General features: G+C 61.1%; 22 protein-coding genes, 1 tRNA gene and 1 pseudogene. 13 read left to right on the top strand and 11 right to left on the bottom strand.

The features are described from left to right. Positions 1–65: 65 nt before the first annotated feature. Genes purD through SG26_RS16460 form a run of 3 tightly spaced genes read left to right on the top strand, consistent with a single transcriptional unit; the run spans position 66 to position 3,542 of the window. Entirely contained in the window at positions 66–1,418 is a 1,353-nt protein-coding gene (gene purD, locus SG26_RS16470) for a phosphoribosylamine--glycine ligase (RefSeq protein WP_050038162.1), read from the top strand. A 58-nt stretch (positions 1,419–1,476) separates the two neighbouring features. After that, a complete protein-coding gene (locus SG26_RS16465) occupies positions 1,477–2,973 on the top strand; it encodes a TrkH family potassium uptake protein (RefSeq protein ID WP_050038161.1) in 1,497 nt (498 codons plus the stop codon). 20 nt (positions 2,974–2,993) lie between these two features. Then, positions 2,994–3,542, top strand: a complete 549-nt coding sequence (locus tag SG26_RS16460) for a DapH/DapD/GlmU-related protein (protein ID WP_175055171.1) — start codon at positions 2,994–2,996, stop codon at positions 3,540–3,542. Between the two features lie 6 nt (positions 3,543–3,548). Here the strand turns inward: SG26_RS16460 and SG26_RS16455 are convergent, their stop codons facing one another. The 4 genes from SG26_RS16455 to SG26_RS16440 all read right to left on the bottom strand — a co-directional run bounded on the left by SG26_RS16455 (position 3,549) and on the right by SG26_RS16440 (position 7,590). Beyond that, positions 3,549–4,343 (bottom strand): mechanosensitive ion channel domain-containing protein, encoded by a 795-nt coding sequence (locus tag SG26_RS16455; RefSeq protein ID WP_004960988.1) that lies wholly within the window; start codon positions 4,341–4,343, stop codon positions 3,549–3,551. A gap of 2 nt (positions 4,344–4,345) precedes the next feature. Continuing rightward, the gene (gene dacZ / locus SG26_RS16450) at positions 4,346–5,155 is read right to left on the bottom strand and encodes a diadenylate cyclase DacZ (RefSeq protein WP_004960990.1); all 810 of its coding nucleotides are present in this window, start codon (positions 5,153–5,155) and stop codon (positions 4,346–4,348) included. A 72-nt stretch (positions 5,156–5,227) separates the two neighbouring features. Further along, positions 5,228–6,547, bottom strand: coding sequence for a cobyrinic acid a,c-diamide synthase (locus SG26_RS16445; protein WP_050038160.1), 1,320 nt, complete (start codon positions 6,545–6,547; stop codon positions 5,228–5,230). A 2-nt stretch (positions 6,548–6,549) separates the two neighbouring features. Next, positions 6,550–7,590 (bottom strand): nicotinate-nucleotide--dimethylbenzimidazole phosphoribosyltransferase, encoded by a 1,041-nt coding sequence (locus SG26_RS16440; protein WP_050038159.1) that lies wholly within the window; start codon positions 7,588–7,590, stop codon positions 6,550–6,552. 86 nt (positions 7,591–7,676) lie between these two features. Between SG26_RS16440 and SG26_RS16435 the strand changes: the two genes are divergently transcribed. Further along, positions 7,677–7,901, top strand: coding sequence for a hypothetical protein (locus SG26_RS16435; protein WP_004592515.1), 225 nt, complete (start codon positions 7,677–7,679; stop codon positions 7,899–7,901). A gap of 362 nt (positions 7,902–8,263) precedes the next feature. Here the strand turns inward: SG26_RS16435 and SG26_RS16430 are convergent. After that, positions 8,264–8,365: transfer RNA gene (locus SG26_RS16430), tRNA-OTHER, on the bottom strand. Between the two features lie 214 nt (positions 8,366–8,579). Between SG26_RS16430 and SG26_RS16425 the strand changes: the two genes are divergently transcribed. Then, positions 8,580–8,900, top strand: coding sequence for a cupin domain-containing protein (locus SG26_RS16425; RefSeq protein ID WP_014040517.1), 321 nt, complete (start codon positions 8,580–8,582; stop codon positions 8,898–8,900). 39 nt (positions 8,901–8,939) lie between these two features. On the opposite strand, the gene SG26_RS16420 is transcribed toward SG26_RS16425, so the two are convergent. Further along, a complete protein-coding gene (locus SG26_RS16420) occupies positions 8,940–10,766 on the bottom strand; it encodes an FAD-binding protein (protein WP_014040516.1) in 1,827 nt (608 codons plus the stop codon). A gap of 249 nt (positions 10,767–11,015) precedes the next feature. Between SG26_RS16420 and SG26_RS16415 the strand changes: the two genes are divergently transcribed. The 4 genes from SG26_RS16415 to SG26_RS16400 all read left to right on the top strand — a co-directional run bounded on the left by SG26_RS16415 (position 11,016) and on the right by SG26_RS16400 (position 13,980). Then, positions 11,016–12,365, top strand: a complete 1,350-nt coding sequence (locus SG26_RS16415; protein ID WP_050038158.1) for a PAS domain-containing sensor histidine kinase — start codon at positions 11,016–11,018, stop codon at positions 12,363–12,365. A 94-nt stretch (positions 12,366–12,459) separates the two neighbouring features. After that, the gene (locus SG26_RS16410) at positions 12,460–12,678 is read left to right on the top strand and encodes a ketopantoate reductase C-terminal domain-containing protein (RefSeq protein WP_050038157.1); all 219 of its coding nucleotides are present in this window, start codon (positions 12,460–12,462) and stop codon (positions 12,676–12,678) included. A gap of 453 nt (positions 12,679–13,131) precedes the next feature. Further along, entirely contained in the window at positions 13,132–13,677 is a 546-nt protein-coding gene (locus SG26_RS16405; protein WP_050038156.1) for a DoxX family protein, read from the top strand. 15 nt (positions 13,678–13,692) lie between these two features. Continuing rightward, on the top strand, positions 13,693–13,980 hold the full coding sequence (locus tag SG26_RS16400) for a hypothetical protein (protein WP_050038155.1): 288 nt from the start codon (positions 13,693–13,695) through the stop codon (positions 13,978–13,980). 262 nt (positions 13,981–14,242) lie between these two features. Here SG26_RS16400 and SG26_RS16395 read toward each other — a convergent pair whose 3' ends face one another. From SG26_RS16395 to SG26_RS16380, 4 genes are all read right to left on the bottom strand, one after another. Then, complete coding sequence (locus SG26_RS16395; RefSeq protein WP_050038154.1) at positions 14,243–15,130, bottom strand: succinate dehydrogenase/fumarate reductase iron-sulfur subunit; 888 nt, start codon at positions 15,128–15,130, stop codon at positions 14,243–14,245. A 3-nt stretch (positions 15,131–15,133) separates the two neighbouring features. Then, positions 15,134–15,499, bottom strand: coding sequence for a succinate dehydrogenase hydrophobic membrane anchor subunit (locus SG26_RS16390; RefSeq protein WP_008308927.1), 366 nt, complete (start codon positions 15,497–15,499; stop codon positions 15,134–15,136). After that, on the bottom strand, positions 15,499–15,918 hold the full coding sequence (sdhC, locus tag SG26_RS16385) for a succinate dehydrogenase, cytochrome b556 subunit (protein ID WP_008308928.1): 420 nt from the start codon (positions 15,916–15,918) through the stop codon (positions 15,499–15,501). Before sdhC ends, SG26_RS16390 begins: the two co-directional genes overlap by 1 nt. 99 nt (positions 15,919–16,017) lie before the next feature. Continuing rightward, positions 16,018–17,040: a succinylglutamate desuccinylase/aspartoacylase family protein gene (locus tag SG26_RS16380; protein ID WP_050038153.1), complete on the bottom strand. Its 1,023-nt coding sequence runs from the start codon at positions 17,038–17,040 to the stop codon at positions 16,018–16,020. 88 nt (positions 17,041–17,128) lie between these two features. Here SG26_RS16380 and SG26_RS16375 point away from each other — a divergent pair, with 88 nt between their 5' ends. Then, the gene (locus SG26_RS16375; RefSeq protein WP_050038152.1) at positions 17,129–18,481 is read left to right on the top strand and encodes a RimK family alpha-L-glutamate ligase; all 1,353 of its coding nucleotides are present in this window, start codon (positions 17,129–17,131) and stop codon (positions 18,479–18,481) included. A 30-nt stretch (positions 18,482–18,511) separates the two neighbouring features. Here SG26_RS16375 and SG26_RS16370 read toward each other — a convergent pair. After that, positions 18,512–18,745 (bottom strand): annotated as a pseudogene (locus tag SG26_RS16370) (DNA-3-methyladenine glycosylase 2 family protein); the annotation flags it as partial. A 1,945-nt stretch (positions 18,746–20,690) separates the two neighbouring features. Here SG26_RS16370 and SG26_RS21215 point away from each other — a divergent pair. The 3 genes from SG26_RS21215 (at position 20,691) to SG26_RS21210 (ending at position 22,060) form a co-directional block, all read left to right on the top strand. After that, positions 20,691–20,834, top strand: coding sequence for a hypothetical protein (locus tag SG26_RS21215; protein ID WP_154020803.1), 144 nt, complete (start codon positions 20,691–20,693; stop codon positions 20,832–20,834). Between the two features lie 693 nt (positions 20,835–21,527). Beyond that, entirely contained in the window at positions 21,528–21,845 is a 318-nt protein-coding gene (locus SG26_RS16360; protein ID WP_050038150.1) for a hypothetical protein, read from the top strand. Then, on the top strand, positions 21,845–22,060 hold the full coding sequence (locus SG26_RS21210; RefSeq protein ID WP_154020802.1) for a hypothetical protein: 216 nt from the start codon (positions 21,845–21,847) through the stop codon (positions 22,058–22,060). The genes SG26_RS16360 and SG26_RS21210 overlap by 1 nt, the downstream gene beginning before the upstream one ends. Positions 22,061–22,070: the final 10 nt, after the last annotated feature.

Here is a 22,070-nt window from a genome sequence, read left to right as displayed (position 1 = left end):
CGTCGCAGTCAGCGAAAACCGGCGAAAAGACAATACTTAGGTGAGAGCCAATCCGGCCTTCGAGTATGACAGAGACAGTGCTGCTCGTGGGTGGCGGCGGCCGGGAACACGCGATTGCGCGCTCGCTCGCGGACTCACCGGGGGAGCTGTACGCCTGTGCCGGCAACCGGAACCCGGGTATTGTCGCACTGGCCGACGGTTTCGAGGCACTCGACACGACAAACCCGACGGCAGTGACGACCTACGCCCAGGAGGTCGACGCGACGCTCGCCGTCATCGGACCCGAAGCGGCCCTTGCAGCCGGGGTCGCCGACGCGCTGGACGACGCCGGCGTCTACACCTTTGGGCCACAGGAGGCGGAGGCTCGCATCGAGACGGACAAGGCGTTCCAGCGGCGGTTCATGCGGGAACACGACATCCCCGGCTGTCCGGACTTCGAGACGTTCGAGGACATGGACGCCGCCTGCGAGTACATCGACGAGTACGACGGCGACCTCGCGGTCAAGCCCGCCGGCCTCACCGGCGGCAAGGGCGTCCGTGTCATCGGCGACCAGTGTACCGCCGCGGAGGCCAAGGAATACCTCCGGAGTTCCGACTACGACCGCGTCGTCCTCGAGGAGCGCCTCGTCGGCGAGGAGTTCACCGTCCAGGCCTTTGTCGCCAACGGCCAACTGCGCGTCACGCCGGCGGTGCAGGACCACAAGCGCGCCTACGAGGGCGACGAGGGGCCGAACACCGGCGGGATGGGGAGCTATTCGGACTCCAGCCTCCACCTCCCGTTCATGGACGAGGATGACTACATGGACGCCGTCGACGTGCTCCGGGCGACCGTCGACGCGCTTGAGGGCTACAAAGGTGTTCTCTACGGCCAGTTCATGCTCACCGAGACCGGGCCCCGCGTCGTGGAGTTCAACGCCCGTTTCGGCGACCCCGAGGCGATGAACACGCTGCCGGTGCTCAACACGGACTTCCTCGACGTGCTGACTGCCGCCCGCGACGAGGAGCCGTTGCCGCAACTCTCTTTCCGCCCGATGGCGACCGTCTGCAAGTACGCCGTCCCGGACGGCTACCCGACCGACCCCGACGCCGGGGCGAAGGTGACCATTGACGACGATGTCATCGCGGAAGTCGTTCAGGATCACCGCGAGCAGTCCGGCGACGACGCGGAGACGGCTCCGGAGGCGCTGCTGTTTTACGCCAGCGTCGACGACCGCGAGGACGGCATCTACACGACCACGTCGCGATCCTACGCCGTCGTCGGCCTGGCCGAAACGATTGGCGACGCAGAGGCCATCGCTGAGGCATCACTCCAACGGGCCGGCACGGAGGGGCTTCGGGTCCGCCACGACATCGGTACGGCCGACCTGGTTCAGCAGCGTATCGACCACATGAACGACATCCGCGGCGGCGCGGACTGAGCGCGTGGTGGCAGCGTCAGCGGTCACGCGCCGGAAAATCGCCGGGCGGTGAACGCCCTTGGCACTGACCACTGTCGACGTGCGGTCGTCGCTGAACGTTCTCGGTGCGATTTTGCAGTGGTTGGCCGTTCCGCTGGTGATTCCCGCACTGGTGGCTGTGTTGTACGGTGAGTCGCCGCTACCGTATCTCGTCACGATAGCGATTACGCTGGGCGTCGGCACAGCGCTCGCTCGCCTCCAGCGCGAGCGCATCGACGACCGCGAGGCGTTCCTGACGGTGTCGTTGGCCTGGCTGTCCATCGCCGTGGTCGGCGCGATACCGCTGTTCCTTGAGGGGACCGGCGTCTTCGCCACCCCCGTCAACGCGCTGTTCGAGGGAATGAGCGGCATCACCACCACGGGCGCGACCGTTATCCGGGACTTCGACGCCCACTCGCAGGCACTGCTGATGTGGCGGCAGGTCCTCCAGTGGCTCGGCGGCCTCGGCGTTCTGTTGCTCGCGACGGCCGTGCTCTCGCGGCTCTCGGTCGCCGGCGCACAGCTCATGGAGACGGAGACGCGGACCGAGAATGTGACAAAGCTTACGCCCGGCATCGAGGATACGGCGCGCATCCTGGGGTTGCTGTATCTCGGTCTGACAGCTGCTGCGGCGGCTATTCTGTTCGCGCTGGGAGTGAGCGGCCTCGCCCCGAAGATGACCCTCTTCGACGCGATTGCTCATGCGTTCACCGCCATCGCGACGGCCGGCTTCTCCCCACGGGCCGAGAGCATCGGCGCGTTCTCCCCGCCCGTCCAGTGGGCGGTGACGCTGTTCATGATCGTCGGCGCAACGAACTTCGTCCTGCTGTACGCGCTCGTTCGGGGCGACACTGACCGACTCCGGCAGAGCGAGGAGTTCCACTTCTACGTGGGGATTCTCGGGGTCGGCACCCTGCTCATCGGCGGCCTACTCGTGCTCGATCAGGGATTCACCGGTGGCGTCGGGGCGACGGTTCGCCACGCCGTCTTCCAGACCGCCGCCATCGTCACGACGACGGGCTACGCCTCAACGGATTTCAACACCTGGTCGGCCGGCGCAAAGAACGTCCTCTTCGTGATGATGTTCATCGGCGGGATGGCCGGAAGCACCACCTGCTCTATCAAGACGCTGCGCTGGCTCATCGTCACCAAGTCCTTCTGGCGGGACCTGAACGTTTCGGCCCACCGTTGGAGTGTCCGCCCGGTCCGACTGGGACGGGAAATCGTCGACGAGGACACCGTCCGCGACGTGTATGCGTACACGCTGGTCGCGCTGGTGTTTTTCATACTCGGTACTGTCCTGCTCGTGGCCGACGGCGAGCGGGCGGGCGCACCGATAACCGAGTTCGAGGCCCTCAGCGCCGCCGCGTCGATGTTCTTCAACATCGGCCCGGCGTTCGGGCAGGCCGGCCCCTACGGGACCTACGAGGGATTCGCCCGGTCGAGCAAGGTGCTGATGATACTGCTGATGTGGGTCGGCCGAATCGAAATCGTCCCCGTGCTGGTGATGCTGACGCCGACGTTCTGGACGCGGTGACCGCCGGCGAGCCGACGGGTTTGATTATCGCGGCCCCGTACACGACGGACGTGAGTGGTCCACGACACGACCGACTGCGCCAGCACCCCACGCCCGGCCCGCACAACTCCCTGTTCCCGTGGCCTGACGCCAAACACCCGCTCCGGGTGATGGTCAACTACGTCGTCATCCTCGTCTGTCGCATCTCGCCGAGCCTCCGGCTGAAGAACTGGCTACTCTCGCGGCTCGGTGTCACCGTCGGTGACGGCGTCGCGTGGGGGCTGGAGTCGACGCCGGACGTGTTCTGGCCCGAACTCATCACCGTCGAGGACCACGCAATCATCGGCTACGACGCGACGCTGCTGTGTCACGAGTTCCTGCAGGACGAGTACCGCACTGGCGAAGTCGTTGTCGGCGAACGGGCCATGATTGGTGCGGGCGCGATTGTGCTTCCCGGCGTCGAAATCGGCCCGGGCGCACAGGTCGCCGCGAACTCGCTCGTGACTGCCGACGTGCCGCCAGAGACGACCGTTGCTGGCGTCCCGGCCGAACCGCTGGGCGCGGACGACGAGACAACCGAAGAAGCGTAACCTCACTTAGCCGCGAATACGGACGATACCCGTGTTGAACACGCGCTTGTTCGGGATGATGTACTCCTCGCCGTCGCTCTCGATACGCGTGACGAGGATGTCGACTTCTTGCACGATGCCGCTCTGGTCACCGATGACAATTTCGTCCCCGATGCTGTATGGCTCTGTCAACAGGAGGTAAAGACCGGCTGCACCGGCCTGCAGGATGTCCTTCAGTGCCAGTCCACAGACGAACACCAGCCCGAACGCGTACGCCCCGAGGAGAATGAGCAGGGCGAGCGTCTCGACGCCCAGTTGCCCGAGTGCGATGAGTACTGCCAGATAGAAGATACTGTACTTGACGAGTTCGGGCAGCACCGTCGCCTCGGGCATCTTGACGCTGCGCAGTCGCTCGGAGACGATGAGCTTGGCCTTGTCGCCCGCGATGAGGCCGATGATGACGGCGAACAGGGCGATAAACAGGTCAGGTAGGAACGACGTGAAGCGGGCCCAGTACAGTTCCGGGTCTGTCAGTTGCGCGATGTTGAGGACGGCGGTGACCGTCGTAATGTAGATAAACAGCGCCGCCAGGTTCGAGACGATGCCGACAGTTGATGTGCCGAGTCCCCGCGCCGTCCGCTCGAACGGTGTCCCCTCAACTGCCTCTGGCACACCGAGTTCGCGCATGAACCGCCGGGACGAGCGCCAGACGAGATAGCCGAGCACGATGCCAAACGCCAGTACCACGAGCGAAAAGACGAACGTTCCCTGTGGCGAGAACACCTGCCGGATGATGGTTGCCCAGTCGAAACCAAACTGCATCCTCAGTACTCCTCGGGATCGATCTCGAGGACTAACTCCCCGCCTTTGAACGCCCGTACGAGCCCGTCACTCTCGGAGAGAACGATAGCCGTCGCCATGGTGTCACGGGTGACCGCGCCGGCCGCCATGTGCCGGGCCCCGAGGCCCTTGGGGATGTCGACCCCCTCCGCGGAGGGTTCGAGATACCGGTATGCGGAGACAATCTTGCCGGCGTCGGAGATGACGAACGCGCCGTCGAGCCGCGAGAACTCCTTGAGCATCACGTTGACAATGGGGTCGCCGACGTGGACGTGGGACTTCTCGAAAGGGTTGTACGACAGCGGCCGGGACTTGTTCATCACCTTGCCGGCGTCGCCGACGACGAACAGAGCGCCGACAGGCTTGCCCTTCTGGCCTTTCTTCCCCAGTTCGATGGCGACCTCGAAGACATCACGGACGACACTTGCGTCCGCCCGCGAGTTGACGAACATGTCATACACGCCGGAGGGTGAGAAATCGTTGGTCTGGACCCGCACGAGCGTGTTCTCGGCCCCGTCCAGCACCTCGGTCACACAGAGCACTTCGTCGCCCTCGTCGACGATGCCCTGCTCCAGTGCGCCCTCGATACCGAAGCGGAGGCGGCCTTCAAGGTCGGTGAAATCGATCGGTAGCTCGACAAACGGTTCCGCATCGAGAGTGTTCTCCGGGCCGACAACGACGATTTCTTCGTCGACGTCGTCGAACTCCTCGAAAAACGACGCGTTCGGGGAAAACAGGAATACGGCGTCGACGTCTGCGACCAGGTCTCCAAGTAGGTCGCGCAACTCGTTCATTATCAGAACGACGCTGTCTGTCGAAAAAAAGGTTGCGGGCAGTCAGCCACGCGTCCGACGGCGGGCCGTACGTCAGATATCCTTCGAAGGAACTGCAAGCAGACGGTCGAACGCGCCACTTTCGCCGTGGCAATGACAGTACGTCCCGATGGTGCTGTATTCTGTGAGGCCGTCGTGTTCGCCGTCGATACCGTCGCCCCGAACCATGTCGAAAGCGAACGACGCATCGCTGCCGAGGGTCGCAGCGGAGTAGTGGAACTCGTGTCCGCGGCGGTGCGCTCCGGACGCGGCCACGGCGGTGTCTGTCCGTGCTTCTAACTCAACGTGGTCAAGCGCCTGATACCGGTCCTGCATCTCGATGTCCGCGGGGAGGACCCCGGCCATCTCGTAGGTGTCGCCGTCGGTCGTCGTCAGCGACTCCGACAGCGCCATCAGGCCGCCGCACTCGCCGTAGACCGGGACGCCGTCGGCGGCACGACGGGCTATCTCGTCGAGTGTGCCGCCGGTTTCGAGCGACTCTCCGTGGAGTTCCGGATAGCCGCCGGGCAGATATATGGCGTCGGCGTCGGGCACCGAGTCACCGGCGACCGGCGAGAACGGCTCGACGGACGCCTCAGACCGGAGTCGTTCGAGTACTGAGGGGTAGATGAAACAGAACGCGCTGTCCTGCGCGACGGCGATTCGGTGGTCGGCCGCCACGCCGTCGCTGTCCTTTCCCTGAGGCGCGACTTCCGGTGGCTCCCGTGCCACGTCGACCAGCTGTTCGATATCGATGGTCTCTGCCGCTGTCGAGAGTGCGTCACGGTCGAGCCCGGCCTCTGAGCCCATATGTAGCCCGAGATGGCGGTCCGGAATCTCCAGGTCCGACATCGGCGGAATCCGGCCGAAGTAGGTGAGGTCCTCGGGGAGTGCATCCCTGATGCCGTCCGCGTGTCGGCCGCCGTGGGCGCGCTGTGCGAGGATGCCGGCCACATCGATGTCGACACCGATGCGGTCGGCGTACTGCGCGAACCCGAGTGCCGTCGCGGCGACGCTCTCCATGCCGGCTTTCGCATCGACGACCAGAACGACCGGGAGGTCCAGCCCCTCGGCGACCGCTGCCGTCGACGTCTTCGTCCCGTCGTAGAGCCCCATCACGCCCTCCACGATGCAGATATCGCCCGTGCCGCGCCAGTAGGTCCGGCGCATCCCGTCCTCGCCCGCAAGCCAGGGGTCGAGCGTCCGCGACGGTGTGTCGACGAGTGCTTCGTGATGACTCGGGTCAATGAAGTCCGGGCCAGCCTTGGCCGGCTGGGGCTGATACCCGGCGTCTTCGAGCGCTGTCAAGGTCGCCAGCGTGGCAACGGTCTTGCCGACGCCGGAGCTTGTGCCGGCGAGAACGAACCCCTCCATGTTCACGTCCTCTCCTCGGCCGTTGCTGTGGGCGCGTCGCCAATCAGGTCGTCGTAGATGGCCGCAAAGCGGTCACGGACCTCCGCCATCGGGATGCCGGCGCGGTCGGCGAGCGCCAGCGCGCCGCCCATGCCGACCCCCTCCTTCGCCTCGCCGGCGACAAACCGCTCCATCGCGACGTGATCGCTCCGGTCGAAGCCGGGGTCTGTCACCGTCAGGTCGAGGTCAAGTCGGTCAGCCGACGCCCGCACGTCGGCGCTCCCGTCGTCGGCCACGTAGCTCGTCGTCGCCAGTCCGAGCGGTCCCTCGTAGCCGCCGTGGCGGACCAGCGCAGCGACGGCGACGCACTGGCTGCCGCCGGCCAGCGTCACTGCGGTATCGCTCTCGACGGCCCCTGCGGTCAGCCCGGCGAGCGTTGCCAGAACGGGGTCACCCATCCGGCGAACCGCCCGTTTCGGTTCGTTTGCGGCGTCGCCCGGCTCCAGCGAACTGGCTTGCAGTCCCTCGGCGACCACCTCCGATTTCTGCGCTGTGGGGTTTTCGGGGAGCGACGAGGAGACCATCCCGTCCTCGCCCAGCGCACGGAGGACGCCGAGTGCCGTCGTCGTCCCGCCGGGAATTGTTTCGCCCAGATACAGTTCGTCGGCCGGGAGTGCCTGCCCGAGCTGTCGGGCGGCCGCGAACGCCCCGTGGGCCGTCGACACCGGGTCCCGCTCTGCGATGTCTTTTCCCGGGCGTGCGCCGACTGAGACTGTCGGTGCCCCCGTTTTCTCGGCCAGTCCGCCATCGACAACTGTGACATCAAATCCAAGGACTTCTCGGGCGGCCCGTGTCACCAGCGCCGGCGTCGGACAGCCACTCGGACTGACTGGTGTCACGTCCGTCCGAACTGGTGTGCCGTATGTCACTAATTCAGCGTCTGCGGCGGGCGTTACCGACATTAGTTCGGGATCGGCTCCGGCGGCGCTGATCCCCGCCCGATCCGCGGTCTCCGTGGTTCCTGCGACGAGTGCGAAGCGCGTTCCGCCACCGGGTGAAGTCATTGTAGTTGTATTACCACAAGTGAACTTTAATACCTTGGTGCTGGGGCGGCGCATGATTTATACCGTACGCCCGCGGTTCCCCGAACATGGACGATTTTGACGAACTCCTCTCGTCGTTGACGCCGCGTGAGGACAACGAGGCGATCGCTTCCTACCAGAACACGACGGCTGTGGCCTGTCCATCCTGTGAAGAACCGTTCGACGATATGGTCGTCTGTAAGCAGGAGTTCACCTCCCTCAATCTCGATTTCGAGATGGACCTCTGTACGACTATCAACGATGGGAACGTCGTGTTGTTTACCCACAAGTAACTGCCGGGACAGGTGTCATCTCGTTGGTCCTCCGCCAATTCTCTACGCCAGTAGTGTAGAATCCGGCAACAGCATCTCACCCCAATATCAACTGTGATAATCACAGCAATGGATTTTTATACATCTCCTCCCGTTTTTCGCAATAGGCACCACACTGGTGCCGCACCACCCCACCCCCCACCCCCACATTCCTTACCTTTCCACTTCCGGTGAGGCGTCGGCTTCCACATCGACGGTTTTCGTACCCGATAGCTATAGTCAACCCTACTGGGGTAGTTCTAGGCGGCTCAACTGTCAGATCCGACTTGCCAGTGTGGCACACCCGGAGCCGGCTACTCCGCTCACGACGAACCGACGGAAAATGGAAGGGGCGGGAGTCGAACCACGCGGAGCCCTTTGCGGGGTAACTACCAACCGATTCTGGCATGTTGGTCGGTAGCGCTCTACCACTGAGCCACCCTTCCAAGCTATCAGTAATACGTTCCTGACAACCAAGTAAGTGATGATTCCGGGTGTTTCCGCAGTCAACGCTGCCGACACTCGAGTGCCGTTGAGCCGGTCGCTCATCCGGTATCTCACCAATGGCAACGCCCAGAGCGGGAGCGGTATCCGCCTCTGCAGCTTTTCCTTTCGAATCCACAACAACTTATTTTGTGTTGGCCGGCGACACCTGTGTCTGTGAGCTACACGAAAGTCAACTACACCGATGTGGAACCGGTGGCCGATGCGATGCACTTCCTCCGAGACCCCCTGGACTGTGAGCAGGTCGGCGTCACTGTGCTGGATTGCGAGGCCGGCTGGACCGGCAAACCGCACGACCACGCCGACGAGGGCCACGAGGAGGTGTACGTCCTTATCGAGGGAGAAGCGACTGTCGAGGTTGACGGCGACGACGTGGCTCTCACTGCGGGCGACGCAATCAGACTCCCGCCGGAGGCGGAGCGAACGATTCACAACGGCGATACCGAGAGCACGTTCGTCCTCGTCGGCGCACCCTGAAACTCGCAGAAACAGATATCGTCGCCGGTGGTCAGGTCGTCAGTACGACCGGACTTTCGGCTCGTAGGTCTCCTCGTCGCCTTCGAGGATGACGGGCTTGTAGTAGAGTTCGGGGGTACCCTCGTTCCAGGCAAGCATCGTGTGCTTGATCCACTCGTCGTCCTTGCGTTCCTGGTGCTCCGCACGCCAGTGTGCGCCACGAAACTCCTCGCGTGCGAGCGCGCCGAGCGTGATGGCCTCGGCCACGTCGAGGATGTTGCGGGTCTCGATGGTGTGGATGAGGTCCGTGTTGTAGGTCCGGGACGGGTCTTCGACGGCGACGTTCTCGTACTCCTTGCGCGCCGTCCGGAGGTCCTGAAGGGCCTTCTCCAGACCCGCTTCGGTCCGGAACACGTTGACGTTCTCGGTCATCGTCTCCTGCACGTCCGCGCGGACCTCGGCGTGGTTGATGCCGTCGGATTCGATGAGGTCCTCGACGCGCTGGCGCTCCTGCTCGACGGTGCTTTCGAGGACCGCCTTTGGCTCGACAGCCGCTCCGTCGGCGGCGACGTCGTCGCTGCCGGCGTCGATGGCACCGGGTTCGACCGGCGGCTCCACGTCGCCGGGCTCGCTCTTGGCGGAGGGGCCGGTCTGGATTTCGGCGGTCTTCATGTCCTTGCCGGCGGCGTGATGGCCGGCGCGGGCACCGAACACGAGTAGTTCCGGCAGGGCGTTGCCCCCGAGCCGGTTCGCACCGTGCAGCGAGACACACGCGGTCTCGCCGGCCGCGTAGAGGCCGTCGATGCACGTCTCGCCGTTCTCGTCGCACTCGATGCCGCCCATGGCGTAGTGCTGGCCGGGCTTGACCGGCATCGGCTCGTCGAGGCCGTCGACGCCCTCGAAGTCCTCCGCGAGGTGGAGGATGTTCTCAAGACGGTCGAGGATGCGTTCCTCCCCGAGGTGGCGCATGTCGAGGTCGACGTACTCGTCTTCGACCCCGCGGCCCTCGTTGACCTCGGTCAGTTCGGCACGAGCGACCACGTCGCGGGAGGCCAGTTCCCCCTCGTTGTTGGCGTAGCCGTGCTCGAACATGAACCGCTCCTCGTTGTCGTTGTAGAGGATACCACCCTCACCGCGAACCCCCTCAGAAATGAGGACGCCCGTGGACGGCAGCGTGGTCGGGTGGAACTGGATCATCTCCATGTCCTCCATCGGGACGCCGGCGCGGTAGGCCATCGCACAGCCGTCGCCGGTGTTGGCGACGGCGTTCGTGGTGTGGTCGAAGGCCTGGCCCAGGCCCCCGGTTGCGAGAATCACGCCGTTGTTCGCGCGGAAGCCCTGAATCTCGCCGGACTTGATATCGTAGGCGACACAGCCGTGACAGACGCGGTCCTCGGGGTCGTCGTGGTCGGTGACCGCGAGCTGGGTCACGTACCACTCGTCGTACACCTCGATGCCGCGCTTGACCGCCTGCTCGTACATCGTGTGCAGCAGGTGGTGACCGGTCTCGGCACCGGCGTACGTCGTCCGCGGATAGGAGAGACCGCCGAAGGGACGCTGTGAGACGCGGCCGTCGTCCTCGCGGGAGAAGGGCATCCCCCAGTGTTCGAGCTGGATGACCTCTTCCGGAGCGTCCTTGGCGAAGGTGTCGATGGCAGGGGCGTCGCCGAGGTAGTCGGACCCCTTCATCGTGTCGTACGCGTGGAGGTCCCAGGAGTCCCCTTCCTGAAGGGCGGCGTTGATTCCACCCTCCGCGGCACCTGTGTGGCTCCGAACTGGATGGAGCTTGGTCACGAGGGCCACATCTGCACCCTCTTCGTCCGCTGCAATAGCCGCCCTGAGGCCAGCGCCACCCGCGCCGACCACGATGACATCGTGTTCGTACATTGTGAGAGTGTCTCTTGGCGTGGTTTCGGCTTAGGATTAGCCAAACTTAAGCCTCCCTGTTGCGTTACCGAGTATGGCTCCACTAGTGGGTTGCATCCCGCTCCTGGTATCGGGATGTCTTGTCAGGGAGACTGAATTCTTGACCTATCCGATGGAATTATATCACGCGCTGTGAATACTTAGGAACCAACTACTGATACTAGACCCGACGGATAGTCCCACTACGGGCGCTGACCCGTCTCAAACCTGATGCCAGACCAGTATCTCACGTCAACTGATGACTTCGAAGCGGTGTTAGCCGAGGCACCCTCAGTACTGACAGTTACTGATGGAGAACTGATAATACGGTTTGTGAGCCCAGCGATCGAACGCGTGTTAGGGTACGATATGGAGTCGCTCGTCGGCACGAACTGGCTGGATCTCGTCCACCCGGAGGATACGGATCGCGTCCTCGCCACGCTTACGGGCGAACGGGAGGACGACGGGGCCGAGTACCGGTTCCGGAACGCCGATGGCGACTGGGTCTGGCTCGAAACCATCGTCTCATCAGACACCGAGACAGACCGCGATTGCCGGGTGTTCACCTCCCGCGACGTCAGCGACCGACCGCGCTTCGAAGCCCAGTTTCGCCAGTTCGTCACGCATACCTCCGACGTGCTCACTGTGTTCGACGAGCAAGGCAATGTCGAGTACATCAGTCCGTCCGTGGAACGCGTCCTCGGCTACGAGCAAGACGAGATGCAGGACTCAGACCTCTTTGAGTACGTGCATCCGGACGACCTCTCGAACGCCCTCACCGAGTTCGGCCGGATGATAGACGACCCGGGGTATATCGCCGTCATCGAGCACCGCTATCGCCACGCAGACGGCGACTGGATCTGGGCGGAGTCCCGCGGCCAGCAGGTCGAGAGCGGCCCGCTGGAAGACCACGTCGTCGTGACGACTCGCGACATCTCCGAGCGGAAACAGCGCGAACAGGAACTCGAGCGACAGAACCAGCGCCTCGAGCGGTTCTCGGACGCGATTAGTCACGACCTACGGAACCCGCTGGACGTCCTCGATGGCTCGCTCGAACTCGCGCGTGAGACAGGGGAAGACGCGCACTTCGAGCGCGCCGAACGGAGCATCGACCGGATGTACACGCTCATCGACGACTTGCTCGTGCTCGCCAAACAGGGCGTCGACCCGGAGGAGATCGAGACAGTCGACCTCAGCACCCTCTCGCAACGGGCCTGGTCGATGGTCGACACACAGGACGCGACGCTGGAAACTGAGACCGCCGACAGCATCAAAGCCGACGAGGGGGCGATGCTGGAACTACTCGAGAACCTCTTTCGGAACGCTATCGAACACGGTGGCGACGACGTGACTGTCACTGTCGGGACGGAATCGTGGGGATTCTACGTTACGGACGACGGAACGGGCTTTTCCGACGGCACCGCGGACCTGTTCGAACCCGGCTACTCGACGGCCGATGAGGGGACCGGATTCGGCCTCTGCATCGTCGAACAGATAGTCGATGCACACAACTGGGAAGTCATCGCGACCGACAGCGAAAGCGGCGGTGCGCGCTTCGAGTTCATCTGTCGCGATAACTGAGTACGCTTTTGCGTTTGACGGCTGTGGTCGCCGCCCAAGCCCATTTCACCCGGTTCGCTGTAGCTCTACGGAGTATGAAACTCCGTCTCTCGACTTGCCCGACGATACGGTCTCGGAGTGTCTCGACTTCGCCGAGGACCTCGACCCGGGGATGTACTCCTCGCTCGACTACGACCTGACCCACGACAAGCCCATGGAACTCGACGCGCTCAACGGCTCGGTCGTCCGCCACGCCGACGATGTTGGCGTCGCGGCCCCGATGAACGAGGCCCTGACCGCGATTCTGCCGCCGTGGGCCGACGGGAGCGACTGAGTCGCGGGGTCCGCTGACCGCAAAGCAGTACACCTGCACACAGGTGACAGTGAGAGCTGGGGGCGGTCCGCACCGAACTGTGGGCCCACCGCCCCGGCACCTGTCGCTGTACGTAGCGTTACCGCTCGGAGTCGGTCGACCTGCGGGACTGCGGCCGGTTCGGTACACTCGGATACCGGGGTGGGCGGTTCCCCGTGCCTTCGATACTGGGATGTGGCGTGATGCGCCCACCCACCACGATTCGGGGTTGCACTCGTCTGTTCTCTCTAATTCGCGCCGAGAATCAGCGTCTCCGCTGGTGGGACTGGTGTCTCGACTGGCCCCGTAGGCACAGCTGTTGGTGGTGCAGGTATCTCTTCGTTTAATACCGACGTGTTAAACGGATTTTTGACACTCATCGTATAGGCAAAAATTGAATACATATAACCATGTTACCAAATAGTGTGGAAACATATGGCAACCAGTGATCTCACAATTGTTCAGACCCGGATGCTCGGGCAAGACGTCACGTTCAGCGTGTCACAACCGTGGCTGGCCTACTGGCTGGTCATTATGCGGCTGGTCGGCGGCTGGTGGCTGTTACACGCCGGCCTCGACAAACTCGCTAGCTGGCCGTTCGACGCAAGCTGGTTCGTTGGTGGCGCCGCCCAGGGAACGAGTCTCGGTCCCATCGTCACTCTGTTCAGTAGTGGCGCCGGACTGGCGTTCACCAACGTCGCGGTCCCGATCGGTCAGGTGCTGATCGGCCTGGGACTGGTCTTCGGGGCGCTCACCCGGACAGCAGCGTTCTTCGGCGCGTTCATGATGGTGTTCTTCTACTTCATCAACGGCGAGACCGGTGCCTGGTCTCACGGCGTCGTCACGGGCGAGTTGCTGGGCATTCTCATCTTCGGGATGATTGCCACCCTCGGTGCCGGGCGCGTCCTCGGCATCGACGCGTACCTGCAGAACACCGAGTTCGTCAAGAACCACCCGCGGCTTCAGTACCTCATCGGCTAATGGAGGTGCCAAAATATGAGTGACCTTACTACAGCAGACAAGATCGCTATGTACGTCGGCGGCGGCCTCGTGCTTCTCGGTACGGTTGGTATCGGCCTCGTGGAAATGTTCCTGGGGAGTACCCACCCCGTCTCCGGCGAGGGGCAAGTCGTGCACGATGCCCTCGTTCCGCTCGAGATCCGGTCGTATATCATCCTCCTGGGGTTTCTCATCTGGGCCGTCTACGCCATCTACAAGGTGGCCGTTGGCGGACGCGTTCCCGGCACCGCTCAGCCAGACATACGTGCTGGGCAGGCCGAGTAGCCCCAGCAACTTTCCTTCGCTTTCGAATCCGAGAGATGGTTTCGTAGACATCGTCTCACACTGTGCTTCAGGTGTCAGAACTGTCTTCGCGGCCGCTAGTAGTCTCAATCGGGAGAGGCAACTGGGGCGTACCGAACACCTGTGCTCGTACACGAACGGTTTCAGGGCGGGTGTCCCCGAGGTCACAACCCTCTGCCCGTCATCGGTTCGTTCGATCAGCGGAGCACGGCAGAAGTAGCGTATCGGGTATACTACGCTGAAGTCACCAGAACTTCAGGTTGTTCTTGACCGCTTCCCGCTTGAGCTCCTGGATATGCTCGGTTAGCGGGATGTCCTTCGGACACACTTCGGTACAGGAGAACTGGGTCTGGCAGCGCCAGACGCCGTGTTCTTGTTCGATGATGCGCAGGCGCTCCTGCTTGCGGTTCTCGCCCTCGCGCTCGTCCATCGCGAAGCGGTAGGCCTTGTTGATGGCGGCGGGGCCGAGGTACTCGTTGTCGCCGGCGGCGATGTTACACGAGGACATGCACGCGCCACACCAGATACACCGCGTGGACATCTTGACCTTCTCGCGGTTCTCCCGGGTCTGGCGCTGCTCTTCGAGCTTGTCGTCCGGCGTCTCGTCGGCGTCGAAGTACGGTTCGACGGCCTCCATCTGGTCGTAGAAGTGCTCCATGTCGACGACGAGGTCCTTCACCACTTCCTGGTGGGGCAGCGGCTCGATGCGGATGGGGTCGTCAAGCTCCGATATCTGCGTCTTACAGCCGAGGCGCTGTCGCCCGTTGACGAACAGCGCGTCCGAGCCACAGACGGCCTGCCGGCAGGAGTGTCGGAAGGTCAGCGAGGAGTCGTAGTGGTCCCGCGCGTAGATGAGCGCATCGAGGATGGTCATGCCCTTGTGGAACGGCACGCGGAAGTCGTCGAAGCGAGGTTCCTGCTTCCCCTCGACTTCGGGGTCGTAACGGAACACTTTCAGCGTAATCGTGTCCTCGTCGTCGAGCGTCTCCTCTTCGACTTCCCGCTGGGCCTGCTCCTGTGCCTGTCGTTCGTCTCGCTGTGCGCGCCGACGGTCGCCCGGGGACTGGACCTCGGGCTCTGTCTCTTCGTCGGCCTCCGTCTCGGTCTCCTGTTGTTCGATTTGCGTACTCATAGTTCAGACGAGGGTTGTCATGGCCAGCGACACGCGGGTCCCCTGCACGATGAGCAGGATGCCGGCGATGCCGAGCAGGTACTTGACTGCGTTCTTCCGGGAGCCGGTGAGTCCCTGGTTGACCAGCGCGTTGTACACGCCGTTGACGCCGTGGAACGTGGCGGTGACGAGGAACAGCCACATCGTGATGAGATACCAGGGTCGGTTCATTCGGGCCTGCGTACCCAGGAAGGTGAGGTCGGCGGCGTGGTTCACGAAGTGCAACAGCATGAAGTGGAACGCGAGCACGCCGACGAGGAACACTGCCGTCAGCCGCTGGAACAGCCAGCGACGCCCGCCACGGTCGAAGGAGGAGTAGTGTTCAGCCATCAGGCTAGCTTCCCCCCGAGGAACGTCGGCACGCTGGCGACGACGATAGCGCCCGTCAGCAGGAGCGACGCGTAGAAGCTCTTGTCTTGCGATTCCAGCCCCACACCCAGGTCAACCATCAGCAACCGGATGCCGTTGAGGATGTGGAAGACGGCGACGGCTAGCAGACCGACTTCGAGGAACCGGACGATCAGCAGCGATTCCAGGCCGCTGATCGTGCTGGTGTAGAGGTCGCTGCCTGCCTGCGCGCTCGCCGGATCGACGCCGACCGCAGTGCTCAGCACCGCGATGTGGGTGAACAGGTAGCCCACGAGAACCCAGCCGGTGAACTTGTGGAAGATCCAGGCCCACATCCCGGCCGTGAACTCCCGCCACCGTCCGAAGTCCTCGACGGTGCCGCGATTGTAAGACTGACTCATACACTGGGGGGTTAGTCCGGGGACAGATAGTAGTTTCTACAACGGACGCGTATCGCCGGAATCTCGTCCGAAGACGTTCGTCAATTGACTACTCTGCAGTTACCAATCGTCGTCGTCCGCCCGGCGGTTCCACTCGATGGCCCGCTGTGTCCGGTCGTCGAGTCGGACCAGATGGCAGAGGGGGTTGCCGGGATACACCAGTGGGTTCTCAAGGATGCCGACCAGCAGGCCGGTAAACGGCGCACGCATCAGTGTATTCTCCGTTTTGAACGGATTGGCGATCGTACAGATCACGTCGTCTTCGTACACCAGGTCACCGCGGTCGTAGTGCATATCCACCAGTCCGCCCGAGTCCGCGCGGATCCAGGTTTTCTCGCCGTTGTCGTCGATGACCGTCCGCCAGCCCGGCCACCGGACGGTGTCGGAGTCCCGCAGGCCGAACTCCGCCAGCACCGACCGAACACTATCAAGCGCCGAGTCGATGAGCGGCCGCTGGAACCGGTGGGCTTCGCCCATCTCTATCGTGATCGTCGGGACGCCCGAATCGCTCAACTCCCGCCGGAGCGACCCCGACGGACCTTCCGAAGAGATGATGACGTTCGAGGCGAAGGCGTTCGCGACCCGCGCGACCTCGGGGTCGTCCATGTTCGCCCGGACGTGGAGCATGTTCGTCCGCCCGCGCGTGGACGTGTGAAAATCGAGGCCCACGTCACACGGGGCCAGGAAGTTCCGGAAAATCTCGTGGGCCATCCGTTTCGCGCTCGTCGATTCGGGGTCGCCGGGGAACGAGCGGTTCAGGTCCCGGTCGTAGATCGGCAGGTACCGCTCCTGTGCCAGAAACGCCGGGACGTTCAACACCGGCAGACAGACCAGCGTCCCCGCCAGCCCGTCGTGGTTCCACTCGTGGGCCACCTCCCGGACGACCTCGATGCCGTTGAGTTCGTCGCCGTGGGCCGCTGCGGTGAGAAACACTGTCGGACCGGGCCGCTCGCCGTTGACGATGGTAACCGGCATCCGGACGGCGTCCCCCAGATACGTCTCGCTGACCGTGTAGCGAACGTTGCGGGTTTCCCCCGGTTTGACGCGGCCGCCGTCGAAGGTGAACGGCTTGGCCTCTTCCATGCCATCACAACGAGAGTCGGCGGCTAAAACCCCTCCGGGACAAGCGAGTATCCGTACATCTATACTGTGGCCGACAGAAGTCGACAGCATGAGCGACCAGGATATTACAGTCGGCGTTCTCAGCCTCCACTCCAGCAAGGAGTCGAAGGCCATCCTGAACGCGGTCGACGAGATGGGCTACGACACGGAGTGGCTTCGCACCGAAAACACCGCGATCAGCGTTGCTGACGGCGAAATGACACTCGAACCGAGTGTCGACGTGGTCGCGAACCGTCTGCTACTTTCCAGCGACGAACATCCCGCGGAAGGGATCGGGCTCGGGATGACTATCAGCCGGCTCGCACCGACGTTGAACGAGCCGATGGCGGCGACGACGGCACTGCACAAGTTCGCCAGCGCTGCCGCGCTGGCCGACGCCGGCGTCCCGGTCCCGGACGCGCTGCTCGCGCTGTCGAGCGACCTGCTGAACGAGGAACGGGACCGCTTCGGTGACCGCGCGGTGTACAAGACGGCTATCGGCACCCACGGCGGCGGGACGTGGATGGTCGATCTGGAAAACCAGGTCAACGCCCAGGTCGGCGGCCGCTACGCGTTCTTACAGGAGTACATGGAACACGACGAGCAGCGCCACCACGACCTTCGCGTGTACGTCGTCGGCGACCAGATCGTCGGCGCGATGAACCGCTACGCGCCCGAAGGCGAGTGGCGGACGAACGTTGCGCTCGGCGGCGAGGTCGAGGACATGACGGGCGAACTCCCCGAGCGGGTCAGGGAAATCGCGCTCGACTCGGTCGAGGCTATCGGTCTAGACTATGCCGGCGTCGACATCGTCCAGAGCGACGACGGCTACTACGTGCTCGAAGTGAACCCCACCGCCGGGTTCCGCGGCCTGTTCAAGGCCAGCGGCGTCAGTCCTGCCCCCTACATCGCTCAGCTCGCTATCGAGCGGGCCGGCGGAAGCGTCGACGAGGAAACCGTCGAACGGCTCTCCGACCGGCTCGACGACTCCAAGCCTGCGTGTACGCCGAAGAAGCCACAGCCGAAAGCACAGGAGAACGTCGTCGTCGGCTACATCGAGGAGGTTGTCGTCACCGGGACGCAGGGGACAAAGTCCGTCCTCGCGAAATCCGACACTGGCGCGACCAGAACCAGTATCGACGCCAAGCTCGCCGCGGAAATCGGAACGGGGCCGATTCTCGACATCGTGAAGATCAAATCCGGGAGTCTCAAGTCCGGTCGGTCGCGCCCGGTCGTCGACCTCGTCGTTGGCGTCGGCGGGACCCAGCACACCGTCACGGCCAGCGTCGAGGACCGCGGGCACATGGACTATCCGCTGTTGCTGGGTCGGGACATCCTCAAGCACTATCAGGTCGACGTGACCCGCCGTGCGGACGACGAGTCAGACGTGGAAACAGAGGAAGAAGAGCAGAGCGAAGAGTAGCGACGCGTTCGTACCAGCTTTCGAGCCGTCTCAGTCCTCGCGCACTTCTGCGACGCTTTCGGCGATATCCTCGCTGGCCCGCCACAGATACAGGCTCGCGTAGCTCCGATACGGCGACCACCGCTCGGCGTACTCGCGCATCTCCGCGCGGCTGTACCCGTCACCGACGACGGCCTCGAACCCCTTGCGGATGCCGAGGTCGCCGACCGGGAACACGTCTTTTCGGCCGAACGCGAACAGGAGTTGCATGTTCAACAACCAGTCAGTACAGGTGTCGTACTCTAAACTTTAGGCTATATTCAATCTCCAATAAAGTATAGTGAGGCCGTGGCACGAATGTAGTAGGATTGTAGTAGATTTATAGTGAAGTCATGGAACGATTGTAGTAAGATTGTAGTAGAGTTAAGTGGATGGACTTAGTAGTAGTAGTTGGGATAGGTGAGGTCCCGACCAGTGAGGTCGGAAACCCACCAATGTTACAACATACTGATTAGCCGTGCGACCAGTGAGACAATCTCCAACACCAGTCGCACTACTTTTAGCTCTCTCAGTATGTTGTTCTGTTCTTCATCAGGCTCCCGTTCGTTTTTGTCGTGGGGAGCATTTTCTTTCTCGCTCATAGGCGTTGCTAACGGTGTAGCCCTATCGAGAACCTGAGTGGGATAGGTGAGGCCCCGACGGGTCTACATACCATACATTGTCCCCGTCCATTAAAAAGTCCCTCATTGAAGGGTGCGTGCGTGTCAAGCCTGTCTGTGTGCCAAGCCTATCCTCCGCCAACGTGTCAACGTGGTAACCTTTATTCAATTCTAATTTTGACGGGGTGGGTTAAAGGGCATCAACACGGTATAGCTAAACAGATATACTCATCAACTAACTGACGAGACAGGAGCATCAGCAAGGTGTCAGTGTCCGCCCTTACACCACAGTCGATTCTAAGGCCGCTCCTGTCCGTTCTGACGCCGTCCACACAAAGATAAGTGGTAGACACTACATTTAGATGAAACCCATCAGAACGCACACATGGGCCTACAAATGGAAATACTATCGGTATAGACCCACACTCACGGATATATCTCTTTATTTGGGCCTGTGACCCTACTTACTTGAACAGCCTGTTCATTCAAGCATAGCTATCCTGCTACGATGGATTCTGACGGCCCCAGTTAGCCCGTGTATAGTTTGATTCTAAGTCGAGGGGGATAGTATGTCTGACCCTTCAAACGTTCCCAGTGGCGTCACAGGAGCTATTTGGAGATAGCGGCAACATAACCCCCTATTGTATCAGGAGCCAGACAGTATCTTTTATTTCAATATTTATATTGTGCATAATGACGTGTTAGGGCTTGTACGAACTGTTATTACAGACCGAAGTATGAGGTCGAACGGCGTGTGTAACAGGACGCTGGAGGAGTCGAGAAACAACACCTTGACGACGCTACCTTCAACCCACCCTTCGGGCGGGATTCAGGAGAATAGCGGTACGAAGAAGGACGGTACGAAGGAACAGAAGTGCAACAGCTTCGTGAACAGAAGGTAGGCATAATGAGGAGGCTTTGTCTCTATCATTGTATCCATCATTGTTAGGGGCGGAATTATGTGCGGGCGGAACTATCTTTATTCCAGTAGTTTGAGGGGCGAAATATGCTACCCCCTGTCCTAATAGGATATTCTGGCATTTTCCCGTGTCGGCGTTATGCTGGATTGGACGTTGGGACGCTCTTAACGGTTTACGTACAGCCTCAGTTTTGATTGTTTTACTGAGGCAATCCATCTCTACTTTTAGACGCTTTTAATCCTTCAATTTAAACGGCGGAGATACATCTATGGCTCAGGGGTTTAATCGGGCAAATTCATCTCTGCCTGTTCCTACCTGTAGTCGCTACCTATTCCTGCAAAACCGATATGGTATGGGGATTGCACATCCAGACGCTTTTTTATCCGACTTCCATCTTGAAATAGTGCATCAGATATTATTTCAACCCTCATATTGTGCATAATGACGTATTAGAGCTTGTACGCATTGTTATTACATACGTATACGGAGGAGGCAGGACTGAGGGAGCTTTCCTGTTCACCCCAGTGCTTCCTGTCTACTCCTGTAGTAATCTTGAAAGCCCCAACCAAGGAGCTTGTATCGCAGGGTTTCCTGCGTATTCATTTTCAGTGCGCTACCACGAATTTAGGTAGCACGGAAAACCGATATATTATGACAGAAACAGAAACTACGACCCGAATCAAGCGGAGCGACGTTGAACGACTTAATGCGTACAAGATGGAGGTTTACAACACCGAACACGTCCCTAATGCCGTTGTTCTCGAACAGCTTCTTGATGTTGCTTTAGACGACTAAAACGCATACAGAAGTTACCTTACACCATGGCCGAGTCAGATGATTTTAGTCTAATCGGGATTGAAATTATAGAAGCGGCACGAATGTAGGGGTATCAGGCAGATACGGAGATACGACCCACAACCACAGTAGAGGGCTTCTACTACACGAAAACAGCAGATAATACAATTATGGCAAAAACATACCGAACAGAAGACAGTACCAAGATTCCAGAAGATGCCGAAAATATTAAGATGGACACGGATGGAACAATCACCTTCATGTCCGAAACTGGACTTGTTGAACAGGACGATGAAAGTGACGATGACGAACCATGTTGCCAGCAGTGTGCCGCAGAAGATTCTGCCACACCAGACGAGTTAGCTCCCCGACGTTCGACGCCAGAGGGTTGGAACTGATGAACGTCCTTTCTGAACAGGTTGGTGACGGCTCTATTCTGTCCCTTCCGAATAATGTCGAAGAAGTAACAATCAGTACTCAACAGCCTTATCAGCACGTCCTCGTGTACGTTAACGGCGTCTTTGAGAACGACGGTCGTATCGGCTCGACTGACTACGAGGTGCGGGTTACCCGAGTCTCACACCGACATGATGGAGTCGACGTTATCGACAACGACTATGATTATATTCACGTTCTGCCAGTCGGAACAAAAGGCGCTTGTGATATTGTTACGCTGACGGAGGTGTCGGCATAATGAAGTGGAATGTCAAAGAACACTCCAAGCCCTCTGATAGCGAGATGATGGAAATGCTCCGTAGTGGGGAGTGGGAGTGGAGTCGAGACGACCTGATGGAAAAGGCTCCGATGTACTTCCTTTCAGTCGAACAGGAGATGAATACAAAGGAGATATTCCAGTTCCTTATCGAGAACACAGATGAGGACGAGATGTTCTGTAAGTCCGACGTGACAAATAGCTTACATTGGTGGGGACTCCTGCCTCGGGCATCAACGCCGCTTCAGGCACGGGCGTCCAGCATAGCTCAAGTCATGAGCTTCAACTGGGAGCTATAATGGCCTACGATACCGAGGGTGAGGTTCCCAAGAACCGTTGTGGTACAGAACTGTCTGACGGTCGAGGGTACTGTGCTATGTGTTCCCTGAGACTGTTCCTTCAGAATATTGACACGAAGCGGTGCAGACACCACGTTTATTTAGACGGTGAAGAAGAAGTAATAAAGTACGAGGAGGCAGTAGAAGCGCGGAAAGAGGATAGCGATGAATTATAAAAATAAAAAC

The organism is Haloarcula sp. CBA1115, assembly GCF_000827835.1.
GTDB lineage: Archaea > Halobacteriota > Halobacteria > Halobacteriales > Haloarculaceae > Haloarcula > Haloarcula hispanica.
The sequence above is the reverse complement of the archived record's forward strand: the minus strand, read 5'-3'. Positions and strand labels throughout refer to the sequence as shown.

Coding starts and splice junctions, on each gene's coding strand:
- SG26_RS16420 (WP_014040516.1), bottom strand. CDS start 10,766: ATGTACGAACACGATGTCATCGTGGTCGGCGCGGGTGGCGCTGGCCTC.
- purD (WP_050038162.1), top strand. CDS start 66: ATGACAGAGACAGTGCTGCTCGTGGGTGGCGGCGGCCGGGAACACGCG.
- SG26_RS16380 (WP_050038153.1), bottom strand. CDS start 17,040: ATGGAAGAGGCCAAGCCGTTCACCTTCGACGGCGGCCGCGTCAAACCG.
- dacZ (WP_004960990.1), bottom strand. CDS start 5,155: ATGAACGAGTTGCGCGACCTACTTGGAGACCTGGTCGCAGACGTCGAC.
- sdhC (WP_008308928.1), bottom strand. CDS start 15,918: ATGAGTCAGTCTTACAATCGCGGCACCGTCGAGGACTTCGGACGGTGG.
- SG26_RS16360 (WP_050038150.1), top strand. CDS start 21,528: ATGAAGTGGAATGTCAAAGAACACTCCAAGCCCTCTGATAGCGAGATG.
- SG26_RS16395 (WP_050038154.1), bottom strand. CDS start 15,130: ATGAGTACGCAAATCGAACAACAGGAGACCGAGACGGAGGCCGACGAA.
- SG26_RS16375 (WP_050038152.1), top strand. CDS start 17,129: ATGAGCGACCAGGATATTACAGTCGGCGTTCTCAGCCTCCACTCCAGC.
- SG26_RS16400 (WP_050038155.1), top strand. CDS start 13,693: ATGAGTGACCTTACTACAGCAGACAAGATCGCTATGTACGTCGGCGGC.
- SG26_RS21210 (WP_154020802.1), top strand. CDS start 21,845: ATGGCCTACGATACCGAGGGTGAGGTTCCCAAGAACCGTTGTGGTACA.
- SG26_RS16455 (WP_004960988.1), bottom strand. CDS start 4,343: ATGCAGTTTGGTTTCGACTGGGCAACCATCATCCGGCAGGTGTTCTCG.
- SG26_RS16405 (WP_050038156.1), top strand. CDS start 13,132: ATGGCAACCAGTGATCTCACAATTGTTCAGACCCGGATGCTCGGGCAA.
- SG26_RS21215 (WP_154020803.1), top strand. CDS start 20,691: ATGACAGAAACAGAAACTACGACCCGAATCAAGCGGAGCGACGTTGAA.
- SG26_RS16435 (WP_004592515.1), top strand. CDS start 7,677: ATGGACGATTTTGACGAACTCCTCTCGTCGTTGACGCCGCGTGAGGAC.
- SG26_RS16390 (WP_008308927.1), bottom strand. CDS start 15,499: ATGGCTGAACACTACTCCTCCTTCGACCGTGGCGGGCGTCGCTGGCTG.
- SG26_RS16415 (WP_050038158.1), top strand. CDS start 11,016: ATGCCAGACCAGTATCTCACGTCAACTGATGACTTCGAAGCGGTGTTA.
- SG26_RS16440 (WP_050038159.1), bottom strand. CDS start 7,590: ATGACTTCACCCGGTGGCGGAACGCGCTTCGCACTCGTCGCAGGAACC.
- SG26_RS16445 (WP_050038160.1), bottom strand. CDS start 6,547: ATGGAGGGGTTCGTTCTCGCCGGCACAAGCTCCGGCGTCGGCAAGACC.